Origin of the sequence: Jeotgalibacillus campisalis, from assembly GCF_000829515.1 — a bacterium.
Taxonomy (GTDB): Bacteria; Bacillota; Bacilli; order Bacillales; family Jeotgalibacillaceae; genus Jeotgalibacillus; species Jeotgalibacillus campisalis.
Window position 1 is genome coordinate 225,487 of record NZ_JXRR01000008.1, and the last position, 12,734, is coordinate 238,220.

Annotated in this window: 15 protein-coding genes; 14 read left to right on the forward strand and 1 reads right to left on the reverse strand. The window is 40.9% G+C overall.

Going from position 1 to position 12,734, the window contains the following annotated elements; genetic code table 11:
* Positions 1-56 precede the first annotated feature (56 nt).
* The 10 genes from KR50_RS04550 to KR50_RS04600 all read left to right on the forward strand — a co-directional run bounded on the left by KR50_RS04550 (position 57) and on the right by KR50_RS04600 (position 6,528).
* Positions 57-776, forward strand: coding sequence for a response regulator transcription factor (locus KR50_RS04550; protein WP_041055425.1), 720 nt, complete (start codon positions 57-59; stop codon positions 774-776).
* Entirely contained in the window at positions 763-2,490 is a 1,728-nt protein-coding gene (locus KR50_RS04555) for a sensor histidine kinase (protein WP_041055426.1), read from the forward strand. Before KR50_RS04550 ends, KR50_RS04555 begins: the two co-directional genes overlap by 14 nt.
* Before the next feature lie 127 nt (positions 2,491-2,617).
* Complete coding sequence (locus KR50_RS04560; RefSeq protein WP_041055429.1) at positions 2,618-3,061, forward strand: hypothetical protein; 444 nt, start codon at positions 2,618-2,620, stop codon at positions 3,059-3,061.
* Positions 3,062-3,231: 170 nt separating this feature from the next.
* A complete protein-coding gene (locus tag KR50_RS18690; RefSeq protein ID WP_232304239.1) occupies positions 3,232-3,468 on the forward strand; it encodes a hypothetical protein in 237 nt (78 codons plus the stop codon).
* Positions 3,469-3,846: 378 nt separating this feature from the next.
* Positions 3,847-4,065, forward strand: a complete 219-nt coding sequence (locus KR50_RS04575) for a hypothetical protein (protein WP_041055434.1) — start codon at positions 3,847-3,849, stop codon at positions 4,063-4,065.
* A gap of 33 nt (positions 4,066-4,098) precedes the next feature.
* Positions 4,099-4,485: a hypothetical protein gene (locus KR50_RS04580; protein ID WP_041055435.1), complete on the forward strand. Its 387-nt coding sequence runs from the start codon at positions 4,099-4,101 to the stop codon at positions 4,483-4,485.
* Positions 4,486-4,588: 103 nt separating this feature from the next.
* Complete coding sequence (locus KR50_RS04585; RefSeq protein WP_041055438.1) at positions 4,589-5,041, forward strand: MarR family winged helix-turn-helix transcriptional regulator; 453 nt, start codon at positions 4,589-4,591, stop codon at positions 5,039-5,041.
* A complete protein-coding gene (locus KR50_RS04590) occupies positions 5,042-5,677 on the forward strand; it encodes a nitroreductase family protein (RefSeq protein ID WP_041055441.1) in 636 nt (211 codons plus the stop codon).
* Positions 5,678-5,680: 3 nt separating this feature from the next.
* Positions 5,681-5,977, forward strand: coding sequence for a putative quinol monooxygenase (locus KR50_RS04595; RefSeq protein WP_041055444.1), 297 nt, complete (start codon positions 5,681-5,683; stop codon positions 5,975-5,977).
* Between the two features lie 152 nt (positions 5,978-6,129).
* Positions 6,130-6,528, forward strand: coding sequence for a hypothetical protein (locus KR50_RS04600; protein WP_198134228.1), 399 nt, complete (start codon positions 6,130-6,132; stop codon positions 6,526-6,528).
* A gap of 149 nt (positions 6,529-6,677) precedes the next feature.
* On the opposite strand, the gene KR50_RS04605 is transcribed toward KR50_RS04600, so the two are convergent.
* A complete protein-coding gene (locus tag KR50_RS04605; RefSeq protein WP_041055449.1) occupies positions 6,678-8,102 on the reverse strand; it encodes an SLC13 family permease in 1,425 nt (474 codons plus the stop codon).
* A gap of 333 nt (positions 8,103-8,435) precedes the next feature.
* On the opposite strand from KR50_RS04605, the gene KR50_RS17915 reads away from it, so the two are divergent.
* The 4 genes from KR50_RS17915 to KR50_RS04625 all read left to right on the forward strand — a co-directional run bounded on the left by KR50_RS17915 (position 8,436) and on the right by KR50_RS04625 (position 12,732).
* Positions 8,436-10,367: a T7SS effector LXG polymorphic toxin gene (locus KR50_RS17915; RefSeq protein WP_052476769.1), complete on the forward strand. Its 1,932-nt coding sequence runs from the start codon at positions 8,436-8,438 to the stop codon at positions 10,365-10,367.
* Between the two features lie 2 nt (positions 10,368-10,369).
* Positions 10,370-11,002: a hypothetical protein gene (locus KR50_RS04615; protein WP_041055450.1), complete on the forward strand. Its 633-nt coding sequence runs from the start codon at positions 10,370-10,372 to the stop codon at positions 11,000-11,002.
* Between the two features lie 443 nt (positions 11,003-11,445).
* Positions 11,446-12,018: a GNAT family N-acetyltransferase gene (locus tag KR50_RS04620; protein WP_041055451.1), complete on the forward strand. Its 573-nt coding sequence runs from the start codon at positions 11,446-11,448 to the stop codon at positions 12,016-12,018.
* A gap of 156 nt (positions 12,019-12,174) precedes the next feature.
* On the forward strand, positions 12,175-12,732 hold the full coding sequence (locus KR50_RS04625; protein ID WP_041055452.1) for a PadR family transcriptional regulator: 558 nt from the start codon (positions 12,175-12,177) through the stop codon (positions 12,730-12,732).
* The last annotated feature ends 2 nt before the right edge of the window (positions 12,733-12,734 follow it).

Genomic DNA, 12,734 nt, shown 5'->3' on the forward strand with positions numbered 1-12,734 from the left:
TTGAGAAAGATGGATGATAAAATAGAATAATAGAATCCTTAGATAGGGGCGTTATCATGCAGCACTCTCATTTACTGTTAGTAGACGATGAACAAGCGATTTTACATATGCTGAGTACCATTTTAAGAAAGGAAGGATTTACGCAAATTGATACAGCTTCCACAGCCGAAGAAGCGCTTGCATCCTGCAAAGTAAAAACGTATGATCTAATTTTTTTGGATGTTATGCTTCCCGGCCGCAGCGGCTTTGAAATTTGTCCATTAATAAGAGAAACAACGAATGCGCCTATTTTCTTTTTAACCGCACGCTCCACTGATCTGGATAAGCTTTCAGGCTTTGCACTTGGAGCAGATGATTATATAACAAAGCCGTTTAATCCCTTAGAAGTGGTGGCAAGAGTGAAGGCGCACCTTCGCCGTCATACAAGCAATACGACCGCACAACCACAAAAGAAGAAATTTCATTTTGGGCCCCTTCATCTGGACACCTCTTCAGGCGAGGTTCGAAAAAACGGGCGTCTGTTATCTCTGCCTGCTCAGGTATATCAGCTGTTAGTCTTTTTTTGCCAGAATCCCAATCAGCTTTTCAGTAAAGGACAGTTATACGAACGGGTATGGGGAGAAGAATTTTTAGGAGAGGACAATACGGTAATGGTCCATGTTCGAAAACTGAGAGAGAAAATTGAAGATGACCCTGGACACCCGACAACGATTGTAACGGTCAGGGGACTTGGCTATAAATTTGTGCCGAAAGCAGAATATCATGGGCCTTCATAAGCATTTTATTTTACAGTTTTTTTTACAGCTTATTTTGGTGAGTGCCGTATTAGGTGTTTTTAGCGTTTTCCTTTTTATGTTAATTGGGTTTGGTGTGATGAAAGATGAAGTAGCCTTGCATTTAAACGAGGCAGATGCTCTATTCGTTGAAGACAATGTAAAACGGGAAGAAAGTACAGTGATTTTTGATGATGAAATTAAGCAGCTTGCAGATAATCAGAATGGATGGCTGATGGCCGTCAACATGGATGGGGAAGTGAGGGGCTCCCATCAAGTTCCAGAATTAAAGAGGTCATACTCAAAAAGCGAGCTTGCATCCATGGTGGCACACAATGGGACAAATACATTCTGGGAAATAAACGAAGGTGACGATACATATATAGTGCTATATGGCAAACGCCAAACAGCTTCAAATCTGCTTTCAACTATTGAGGATGAATGGGACCAGGGTGAACTTAGTTTATCAAAAGAAAACGAGGAACAGCTGAAATTATCTGGAGGTTGGGTGCAGGTTATTGGAGCTGAGGGAAATGAAATCGACACGGCTGGGGAAATGCAAAGGAGCGCTTCTTATTCCCTAGAACAACTTTTATCCATGGCAAAAAATGATCCATACACAGCCATTTCTTACAACGAAGAAGCTGGTCAAACTCTCATGGTCGGCTTACCGTCACCACCAAAGGGTGAAAGCGAAGAAATGTTCATTAAGCGGATGGGGATCGGTTTTTTAGTTTTTGGATTTTCATTGTTGGTGATTGTCTTTATTGGAGCTTTTTGGTATGCTAGCAAGTTTGCTCTTCCACTGATCATGATCATGAAATGGATACAGAATCTTGGCAGCGGTAATTTTACACAGCCAAAGGACAGACATCAGCGCTCCTTGCTTGTAAATAAAAAGGGGACATTGAAAAGAAAGTACCGCTTATACAAGGAACTCATTCTAACGCTGTCTTACCTGACGAGTACTTTAAAAGAAAATGAACATCAGCGAAAAAGAATGACCCAGACTCGTGAGGAATGGATCAGCGGTCTTTCGCATGATTTAAAGACTCCTCTGTCTTCGATCACTGGGTACGCGCAGATGCTTCAGTCAGATCAGTATAGCTGGAACGAAAATGAGGTGAGAGAATTCGCTGGAACCATAACCGAAAAATCAGCGTATATGATGAACCTTTTGGAGGACTTAACCTTATCTTACCGTATTAAAAATCAGGCATTGAGCATTGCGAAGGAAAAAATTGATTTAAATGAGTTTGTACGCAGAACTGTTATTCATTACATAAATGATCCTAAGCATTATGACATACACTTTACTTTTGAACCTCAGAATGATAAGGCGAATGTCTTTATAGATCCCAAGTGGTTTAGAAGAATCATGGATAACATCATCTCAAATGCCATTTCATACAACCCCAAGGGCACTACGATTACGATCAGTGTTTCACTTATAGATAAGCATCTGGCTGTGATTGTATTTGAAGACGATGGGGTTGGGATGGACCACCGCACGCTTGATCAGCTTTTTGAGCGATACTACCGCGGGACGAACACAAGTAACTCAGGAAACGGCAGCGGGTTGGGTATGGCGATTACCAAACAGCTTGTCAATCTCCATAACGGAACCATTAACGTCAAAAGCGAGCCAGGAAAAGGAACAACCGTCCGGATCATATTGCCAGTTGGTAAGGAGCCGCGTGAAGTTATTGAGACTTAAGGGATCGAATATTTATTTCGGCATGAATCCCAACTGAAATTCAGGTGCGTTTATGTAAACCTTTCTTTAGTAATAAATGTAAAACATGTATGATAACCAATAAGAATAGATCATAGGGGAGGATTGGATGACGAAAAAAATGGTTATGATCGTTTTTGCAGGTATAGTCGTTTTTAGTTTAGGGTTGTCACCGGGTGTTTATTTAGTAAAGGATGAGGTGACGGCAGAATGGTCGTTTGCGAAGGTGAATGCTGAGATATCAGAAAGGGCCACTGCCGCAACGTTTACCAATGCCGACCATTTAAACGAAGTAACGAATCTGACATCAATTTTTATGCAGGGTGAACCTGTGGAGGCGCAGCCAGAGATTGGTGATGCCCAGCCCGATTATGCCCTCAACTGGAATGACCCGTCACGCAAGGTTAGAGTATTCACCTTTTATGTTTGGTTTACAGAAGAGGGAGGCGTCTATGCCATTCGTCCATCTGATGAGTCAGACGAGCCGAGGTGTAAAGTATTGAATCAAATGAACGCAGACTTCTTAAAAAAGATGGCGATTGAAGGTGCTTAAAGAAAGAACAAAAAGGGGCGGGGAAGTTGAAGAGTAAGATTGTGTTAATGCTGCTCATCATAAGTGTTGGAATCAACCTTTTCATTCTTGGAAGATGGGTATTATTTGATTAATGGGTTGAACCTACAGATGAAGAAAAAATTGTTTTAAGTGAGATGGTTCAAAAAACGGTGGAGAGTGAAGATTACAAGCGCCTGGCAGAGAGCGAGGACGTTATCGCAATTAGTACGGATATAAATAAGGCAAAGGGCGGAGTATTTCCTTACTATTTTAATGTAAGAGTACGCACAGAGCAGCAAACCTACCTATTCAGCTGCAGTGATGAAAAATGCTCCACAATGGAAGAATACGGTACAACCCACTCCATCTATAAAGATGAACGTCCGCGTCTGCCGTTCAGTGAATAGTAAACCGTAAATAAACGAGAAGGGCTTGAGGACATGGATGCACGAAAGAAAAAATTACAAGCTCATTGTGAAAAGGTCTTAGTTGAATTAAAAAAGAAATACTGGAAAGAAGTCCAATATGGGGGGACATTCCGTTCCGTGTGGAAGAGTAATTCAGATGCAGTACATATCCTCAAATCAGACGGTTCAGTAAACGAAATTAACATTAGTTAATGGCTAAGACCTGTAGTCGATGAGTTAAGGGAATACCACAACCCCTTAATTGACGAAATGAATCAGGCGGAGACGCTATATGACAGGCTTACTGCATAAGCAGGCTTTACGTGCTGAACTGAAATAAATTACCTGACAAAAGCGTATAAAGAGGAGAGTTGTTACGTGTTTTTCAAACAAGATCATCATCCGCATGCGAAAAAATATGCAGATACGGCCTGCTTTGTAACGTTTGTTTTTTGGGGTTTTGTATTGCTTCTGAACTATACTGGTGAATCATTCTTTGGCGGCCCCTTTGTTTCAAATTCTTTACATATCTTGCTCGCAGGATTAGCTGTATTTTTTAGTACTGACTTATTATTGAGAATTATTAAGAGAGCTTAAATTTTTCATTAGAACGAAGAAAAGAGAGATGGCATGGAAACTTACGGGATGTACAAAGGAAAACAATATCCATTAACCAAAATAGGTCAAAGGCTAATTTTAAAGAGCACCAATGAAGAGCCTGGATTTACTAAATATGTGGATGTATTAGGAAAGATACACGAAGATCTGTTTGTAAAAGAGGTTAAGAGAAAAGATCTCGAGAAGGTTTTTCAGGTAAACGATCTTGCCTATTATAAAGGGGAGAAATTTGACGTGTTAAATGTGATTAATGACGATACCGAAGAAATTGAATTGTTTACGATGAATAAAAGTAAGGCTGAGAAACTCGGCTTTATTCAACATGATCAATTATCCTTTAGAAAAACGACAGCCAGAAAAGAAGTGGAGCTGGTCAAGGAATATAAGGATTTACTATAAGTGTTGTTCAAAGGATGCAGGCAAACAAATTGACTTATCCCTGAATGGGGTATAATATTTGATACATCAATAATTGATAGGTCAATTAATTTATTGGAGGTGGATGCGATTGGCGGAAGAACTTACTGGGAAAGAAAGTGTGCTGCTTCGGCTTCATGATATGAGTAAACGGGTGGCGCCAAAGTTTGAGACCTGTATGGGTATCAGTCAGACGAGGCTTGCGATTTTGCAGCGGTTAGTGGAAGTGGATGAAATTAGCCAGAAGGATCTGCAGCAGCGCGTGAAAGTTGACCATGCGGCAGTAACGCGTCACTTAAAGCAGATGGAGGAGCAGGGGACCGTTTCCCGTCACAAAAGTGCTGCGGACAATCGGGTCACCTTTGTTCGATTAACAGATGAAGGACGTTCGCGCATTGAGCATTATTGTGCGGAAAAAACACATTTTATCAATCAATTATTTGATGGGGTTTCAGAAGAGGAATCTCATCAGCTGGATAAACTCCTTGAGAAGCTTCAGCACAACATAGAATTTATACAGAAACGGGAGATGAATTAAATGAATACAACAAGAGTAAACGATTTTAATGAAATTATTACAGGACGCCGTTCGGTCCGAAGCTACGATCCAACGGTTAAAATCAGTAAGGAAGAAATGAAAGAAATCCTGACAGAGGCTTCTTTGGCGCCGTCATCAGTGAATCTTCAGCCTTGGCGTTATCTTGTTATTGATTCACCTGAAGGCAAAGAAAAGCTTGCCCCAATCGCAAAATTTAATCAGTCTCAGGTCGAAACATCCTCTGCTGTGATCGCGGTTTTTGCAGATATGAAAAGCGATGCGTATCTAGATGAAATCTATTCAAAAGCAGTAGAAAAAGGAATGATGCCTGAGGATGTAAAAGAGCAGCAAACCACTGCCATCAGCGACTACTTTAAAATGATGAGCTACGATCAGCTGAAAGAAATGAATTTGATTGACAGCGGACTTGTCTCCATGCAGCTAATGCTGGTTGCACGTGCACATGGCTATGATACCAACCCAATCGGCGGCTATGAAAAAGATAAAATTGCCGATACGTTTGGCATGGACAAAGAGCGCTACTATCCAGTCATGCTTATATCAATCGGAAAGGCTGCGAACCCTGGCTATTCATCTGTACGACTAGATGTAGACCAGATCACAGAGTGGGCGTAAACGATGATTATTACACATGCTCAATTTCAAATCATGCCCGAAAAAGAAAGTGAATTTCTGCAGGAAATCGCGTCCCTGATCGAAGCGTCGCGTAAAGAAACTGGCAACATTCAATACGAATTGGTGAAAAACTTAGAACAGGACTTCACGTACACGATGATCGAATTATGGGAGAACGAAGAAGCCGTTCAGTCTCATAACGAAAGCGGCCACTTCCAGGCATTCGTGCAAAATGCACCAGCCTATCTTGCGGCAAGATTAAAGGTAGAAAGCTATTCAGGAAGCTTAATTGAAAAATAATAATGAACGATCGGACTAGAGTCCGGTCGTTTTTTTTTTGACAATTGATATTTCTTCCCCACTCTAGAAATTTTTAATTCTCTTTTGTTAATGCGGAGAATATTCGAGAGTATTTGAACATAATTTTAGCAATAAACTGTCAAAGGGTGTGAGTGAATATTAAGAGTAGGATGATAACTATAACTTTTGGCTTAGTAATAATTTTTGTAGCGATTCTTTGTGGAATTTTTTTTTACTTTGAAGGATATGCGGAAGCAACTGTTTCGAATGAAAAACATCAAACAACGATTGATGAGGTAAACAATCTCTCGGTTGAAATTGAAAATAAAAAATTTCTAGAAAAAACAGAAGATGAGTTAAAGGAGAGGGGTTATGAACATAGGGGGTTAATTTTGTTACTGCATTCTAAAAATAATAAAACCTTAGAAGTAAAAAAAAAATCAAGTGCTGCTAACACAGATAATCACCAATTGAAAAAAGACATAGAGGAAATAGTGAATAGTATTGCAGAAAAAAACAATCTTGGGACATTTTTATTGAAGATTAATTAAAACTAAGCAAGTCCACATTCAATTGGTTGAAGTGGACTTGCCTTTTAAAATATTTTTTTGTCATTTGGTTAAACAATTACAATAGTGAATGGTTATGGTGGTTTTACAGCTATGATAATAATGATACTCAACATAGATTTGATAGATTCTTAATTTAATACAACTGGCTGCCAGAAATAGACGAATAGAACAATCACGAAAATGGCAAGGATATTCATCCAGAATCCGGCTTTCACCATATCGTTAATCGTTAGATAGTCCGAGCTGAAAACAGCGGCATTTGGCGGCGTTGAGATCGGCAGCATAAAGGCGCATGAAGCGGTTAATGCCACGATTGCCATTATGGGATAAGGATCAACACCTATGGCAAGTGCGAGCCCAATGCTTATCGGGAGGAGCATATTCGATACTGCCGTATTGGACATGATTTCAGTCATGAATAGAACAATAGCAGCAAGAGCAATCAAGATGACGATGAAAGGCAGAACACCAAGCCCTTCTAATAATCCGCCGAACCATTCAGTCAGGTTTGAAGATTCAAATGCTGCAGCAAGCGATAGTCCGCCTCCAAACAGCAGCAGAATGCCCCACGGAAGCTCCTTCATATCCTTCCATATCATGAGTCCCCCTTTTTCCTGTCTAGCCGGGAAAAGAAACATGGAGACAGCGCCGATCATGGAAATTGAGGTATCAGAAAGCGTATACGCTTCCGGTAAAAATCCGCTGGACATCCAAAGGAAACCAACGACAGAGAAAACGGTTAATACGGCTTTTTCCTCGTAAGACATCGGTCCAAGCTCTTTTAACTGATCTTTCGCAAAGTCGGAGGAGATCTCCTTTTGGTTTTCTACTTTAAATTGAATTTTCGTCATGTAAAAGTACATTCCCGTAAGTAAAATAAGCGTCAGTGGAAAGCCGAATAAAAACCAGTCAAAGAAGCTTACGGTGCGGTCTAAGCTGTTAGAAGCAACCGCAACAAAAACAGCGTTTGGCACAGATCCTATAATCGTCGCAAGACCACCGATGGAAGCGGCATAGGCGACCGTCAGCAGCAGACTCTTCGCAAAACGGTTAAGCGAGGCCTCATCAAAAAAGTTTTTTTCTTTAATTTCTTCTATTAATGCTAAAGCAATCGGGAGCATCATAAGTGCTGTCGCTGCATTCGAGATCCACATCGACAGTCCCGCGGTGGCGATAATAATGCCGAGGATAATCCGCTGACTGCCGGTACCGACATAAGATAAAATAAACATGGCTATTCTTCTATGTAAATTCCATTTCTGAATCGCGAGCGCAATCGTAAAACCGCCCATATACATAAAGACAATCGGATCGGCATAGGCCATCGCTGCCGTACTCTGATCAGCGCCGCCAGCAATCGGAAGCAAAAAAATCGGCATGAGAGACGTTGCGGGAATCGGCATTGCTTCTGTAATCCACCAGGCAGCCACCCAGAGCGTCACCGCAAGCACAGCCCTTGGCTCATCCCCTAATCCCGTGATAGAGGGGATAAAATAAAAAATAGCAAACAGCAAAGGCCCTAAAAACAGTCCTATTTTTTGTCTGGTCTCCACATGATACTCCTCCTTTTTTTGAAAGCGTTTGCGAAAAGGTAAAGGTACCATATAGCTGGAAAAAAGTAAATATACCTGAATACTAGAATGCTAGAGTTGGAGTGCTTAACAAAGGAGATGCAAAAGAATAAAAGATGAAACATTACCGAGATTAGACCGCACGAGCGAAGACTAAAATATTTTTTCCATAAACTGGTATTCTCTTGATTTTGGTATGATAAAGTCTGGGTATAATGACTTATTTTTCTAGTTTGATAGGTTCCTGATTGCCTGCCTAAACCTTCCAATTATAAAATGGAAGAAAATAGTCCAGGTGGTAAAGGAAGTGAAACAATGTCTCAAACTGTCCGATATGATGCTGAGGCTCTGCAGACGACGATGGAGGAACGTGTGAGCCAGTATGAGAGTTTCAAGGAAAAGCTGGTGGTACTGAGGGAAAAGATGTTGGCGGTGACGGAGCTTGGTGATGCGTTCGAAGGAGAAAGCGCAACGAATATTAAGAATCTTTACCGTCACCAAAGTGAGATTGTGACATTATGGATTCAATTAGCAGAGCAACAGATTGCGTTTATGGGTGATGTGGGAGCAATGGCAGAGGACCGAACTTTAGGCGGCAATACCTTTATTGATGTTCCTTTTGCAGACAGTGATCTCCAGACTGCTCATATCAGATCCACCCAAATGGTCAGTCTGCAGCATGAGGATTTATCCGCTATTCTATCGAGCATCAGCGACCTGATTTCGCTTGAGCCCTACTCTCCAACTGAGGTGGAAATGGCCCTTGAAGACGCCAAACACTCACGCTTGGATACCGTGGAGGCAGTAGAGGAATACGATCAGTCGCTCACAAGTGAATATGAGCTTTCTGAAGAAGGACAAATCTATCTTTCTGGTCGCTTTAATGAACTTGTGAATGCTACGATGCAAGGAGCATCCATTGTTCCCATGTCATTTAATGCAGCTTCCATTGAAGCAGGCGAGTTATATCAGGTAAAGGATGAAGTTCAGCAGCGGAGTGTGGACTACATTACCTATAAAGAAGAACAGCAGCAAGTGCGGGAAGCGCAGGCAAAACAGGCAGAACTAGACGCCCGTCCATGGTATGAAAAAGCGTGGGACACAGGCACCGTATTTGTAGGGGAAATCAGCGGGTATTATGACAGCAAACGGGCAGCAACTGGAATTGACCCTGTAACAGGTGAAGAACTGACAGAAACGCAGCGCGCAACCGCAGCAGCACTAGCCGCCGCAGGATTTATCCCCGTCGTCGGCTGGGGAGGCAGGCTGGTTAAAGGCGGAAAAGCTATATACAATACCTCTAAAGGAGTCAATGCAGCCACTCATTCTTTGGATGCCTACAAATCGACTAAATCATTAAGCGCACTCGAAAAAACCGAATTTGGTATCTATGGTCTCGTCAGTGCGAATGGAATGACTGAATATATGACAGGACGCGACCTGATGGGCAACGAACTGACAGATGAACAGCGGAATGCGAGTTTACTTCAAAGCACGCTTTTACTGGGCGGAACGGCATTTGCTATGAGAGGGACTACAAACGTCCTACAGGATATGAAATCTGCTGGAAACACGATCTCATCCGGCTCTAAGCACGTCACTTCGCAACTGAGTAATGCAACTGCCCATTTATCGACGCTGGCTAACCGAGTCGCTCCACAGAATAGTGAAAAAGCGGAGCAGGTCTTGATGGTGAATGGACAAAGACAACATCTGACTAACGTTGATGGTAATCCATCAACATCTCGTGCCAATGATGCAGCCGGAGATATTAAAAGAATTAGTGAAGCAGATCAAAAAAAGCTAGAAAGCTGGAACTATGCTCCTAATGAAGAGAAGTATCTAAAGTATAAGGAAACATTTGATAATCCGAAATATTATAATCAGGAAACAGGAGATATTAACTGGCCGCCAAATGATGGTTTTGAAGGAGAACCAGCAATTATGAAGATTGAAACAGGTACTTTAATAGATCGATATGGCGGACCAGGCGGTAACTTTTTCTCACCTGAAGGAGTACCTTATGACAATAGAGCTTTAGCATTACATAGTGATGAAGCTGACTATTATGTATACAAAGTAATAGAAGAGTTTGAGGTAACGGGTGGAAAAGCAGCTCCTTGGTTTGATAAACCTGGGGGGGGAACTCAATTCATAAAGTATCATGAGAACGGAGAAATGTATTCTATAGCCGAATTAGTCAGAGACGAATATATTGAGTTAGTCTCAATAAGAAAAGGTGGTTAATCATGAAGTTTATTGATCTTGAAAACACTATTTCCGGTAAATACAGTGTAAAGAAAAGAGAAGGAAACGGAGAAACAGTCATTCTACTTTACCCTAATAATCCGGATGGAAGTCCTAATCTTGATGGAGGTTACCATCTGGTAGGAAATCATTCAGAGAAAGATTGGAAACTCTATGAAATTCAAAGAGATAAGAAGTTTTTAAAAGCAGTTTTTCCTCGTGAGGAACCAGGATTATTAGGGCTTTATTTAGCAGTAAAAAAAGTGTATGAACATAAGCAATCCGACTTTGACCGGGAAATGAAAAACAAGTTGAGAAATATAAATCAACCTGGAGAAGGCATTGATTTATTAGAGCAGCAGTTTGATAAAAACCTATTTTCATTTAATAAAGAAACAGAGGGAGCAATTACTATTTTTCAAGAAGGTACGGAATTTAGTGTGTGCTATATTTCAACTTTAGGAGAGTGTGTTCCGATCACGAAGAACAGACCCCTGCAGAGTGCATTTTCGGCTGCTTATAATTATTGCCAGCTGCTTACCGTGTTTTCAGAACTACTTAAAGATTGGAAGGGAAGTCTTCAGCTAACATTGGCCGAAGAAGAAAAAGTGAAGAGAATTTTTCTGGGTAAATAAATTGGCAACAAGGCGAATCAGGTCACAATCCCTTTTCTAACAGACTGTAAGTGATTATCCAGAAAGCTTTAATCGCTATAATAAAGGTTGACGTTAAAAGCTCCCTATGGCAAAATAATTGTAATTTTAAGAAAAAAGGCTGGGAAGAGAAGAGTAGGCAAGGCTGCGTTGACAAAGAGAACTCCGGTTGCTGGGAAGGAGGGAGACGGGCTTGCTGAACAAAGACTTGGAGCTGCGCAGGGAATCTGTTTTTGCAGAGGATGATGCGACGGGATCTCCCGTTATAGAGATAAGGTATACGCTGAAACCTGGCCGTACCTGATGAGGTTGATATGGCGATGTATCAATAAACTGAGGTGGTAACGCGGAAACTTCCGTCCTCAAGATAATTTTATCTTGGGGGGCGGGAGTTTTTTGTTGTACAAAAAAAGGGAGGGATTAAGTTGAATCCATTATTAATTGAAGTACCGGAGAGAATCGAGACAGAGCGATTGGTATTGCGGATGCCACGGCCGGGTGACGGAGAAAAAGTAAATGAAGCGATCAGGCATTCGATCCATGAGCTGCGGCCCTGGCTGGGATTTGCACAAAGCATGCCAACTGTGGAAGAAACGGAAATCAATACACGGGAAGCGCATATAAAATTTTTATCCAGAGAAGCACTAAGGTATTTGATTTTCTTAAAAGACACAGGGGAGTTCGTTGGTTCCTCCGGCTTTCACAATATCAGGTGGGAGATGCCGAAAGTGGAATTGGGATACTGGATGGACACCCGTATGAGCGGAAAAGGGCTTATGACAGAGGCGGTCGGGGCATTGACACAATTTGCCCTTTCAGACCTGGGATGCAAAAGGGTGGAAATTCAGTGTGAAAAAGAAAATCTGAAAAGCCGCAACCTGGCAGAAAGGCTTGGATTTGATCTGGAAGGGATTCTTAGAAATGAAGACCTTTCTGTGGACGGAAAAAGACTGACGGATACTTATATTTATGCAAGAGTACAGGATTTAAATCTTTAGATTTTAAGCTTAGCTATTTCAATTAACTGCAATCGTTTATTTCAAGAGGTTAACAAAATAAATTTATAGATAAAATTATTTCATGGCATACAAATATATAGTAGTATGCTATATTATATCTAAAAGATATATCTTTTAGATAGTAAGGGTGATAGGATGAAAAAGGAAAATTATACTCCATATGTAATATTGGGATTACTTACGACAGGTTGTTCAACGGGTTACTCCATAAAGCAAATGATTGATAAAAGCCTTAACCATTTTTGGAAGATCAGTTATGGTCAAATCTATCCCACATTAAAAAAGTTAGTGAAAGAAGAACTTGCTACAGTAAGTGTCACATCTCAAGAAGATAGACCAGAAAAGAAAGAATATAAAATCACTGCTAGAGGGAAACAAGAGTTGCTTACATGGCTTCAAAATCCTATTAGGGAGCTAACCACTGAAAGAAATGAGGTTTTGCTTAAAATATTTTTTAGCCGACATCAGGAAATAGATAACTCAATCGAACTTCTTGATCATCATTACTCTATGCTTCTGAATCGATACAATATATTAGTAAGCATAGAAAAAAATGTGAGCACTCAATCTAACAATGATGAAGATTCTGTATATTGGATCATGACTCTTGATTACGGATTAAAGACAACTAAAGCTGCGATGGAATGGTGCGAAGAAACGAAGGTGAAACTACTTCGTAATAAGGGGGAATAGTT

Coding starts and splice junctions, on each gene's coding strand:
- KR50_RS04555 (WP_041055426.1), top strand. CDS start 763: ATGGGCCTTCATAAGCATTTTATTTTACAGTTTTTTTTACAGCTTATT.
- KR50_RS17915 (WP_052476769.1), top strand. CDS start 8,436: ATGTCTCAAACTGTCCGATATGATGCTGAGGCTCTGCAGACGACGATG.
- KR50_RS04585 (WP_041055438.1), top strand. CDS start 4,589: ATGCGATTGGCGGAAGAACTTACTGGGAAAGAAAGTGTGCTGCTTCGG.
- KR50_RS04595 (WP_041055444.1), top strand. CDS start 5,681: ATGATTATTACACATGCTCAATTTCAAATCATGCCCGAAAAAGAAAGT.
- KR50_RS04625 (WP_041055452.1), top strand. CDS start 12,175: ATGAAAAAGGAAAATTATACTCCATATGTAATATTGGGATTACTTACG.
- KR50_RS04560 (WP_041055429.1), top strand. CDS start 2,618: ATGACGAAAAAAATGGTTATGATCGTTTTTGCAGGTATAGTCGTTTTT.
- KR50_RS04580 (WP_041055435.1), top strand. CDS start 4,099: ATGGAAACTTACGGGATGTACAAAGGAAAACAATATCCATTAACCAAA.
- KR50_RS04615 (WP_041055450.1), top strand. CDS start 10,370: ATGAAGTTTATTGATCTTGAAAACACTATTTCCGGTAAATACAGTGTA.
- KR50_RS04550 (WP_041055425.1), top strand. CDS start 57: ATGCAGCACTCTCATTTACTGTTAGTAGACGATGAACAAGCGATTTTA.
- KR50_RS04590 (WP_041055441.1), top strand. CDS start 5,042: ATGAATACAACAAGAGTAAACGATTTTAATGAAATTATTACAGGACGC.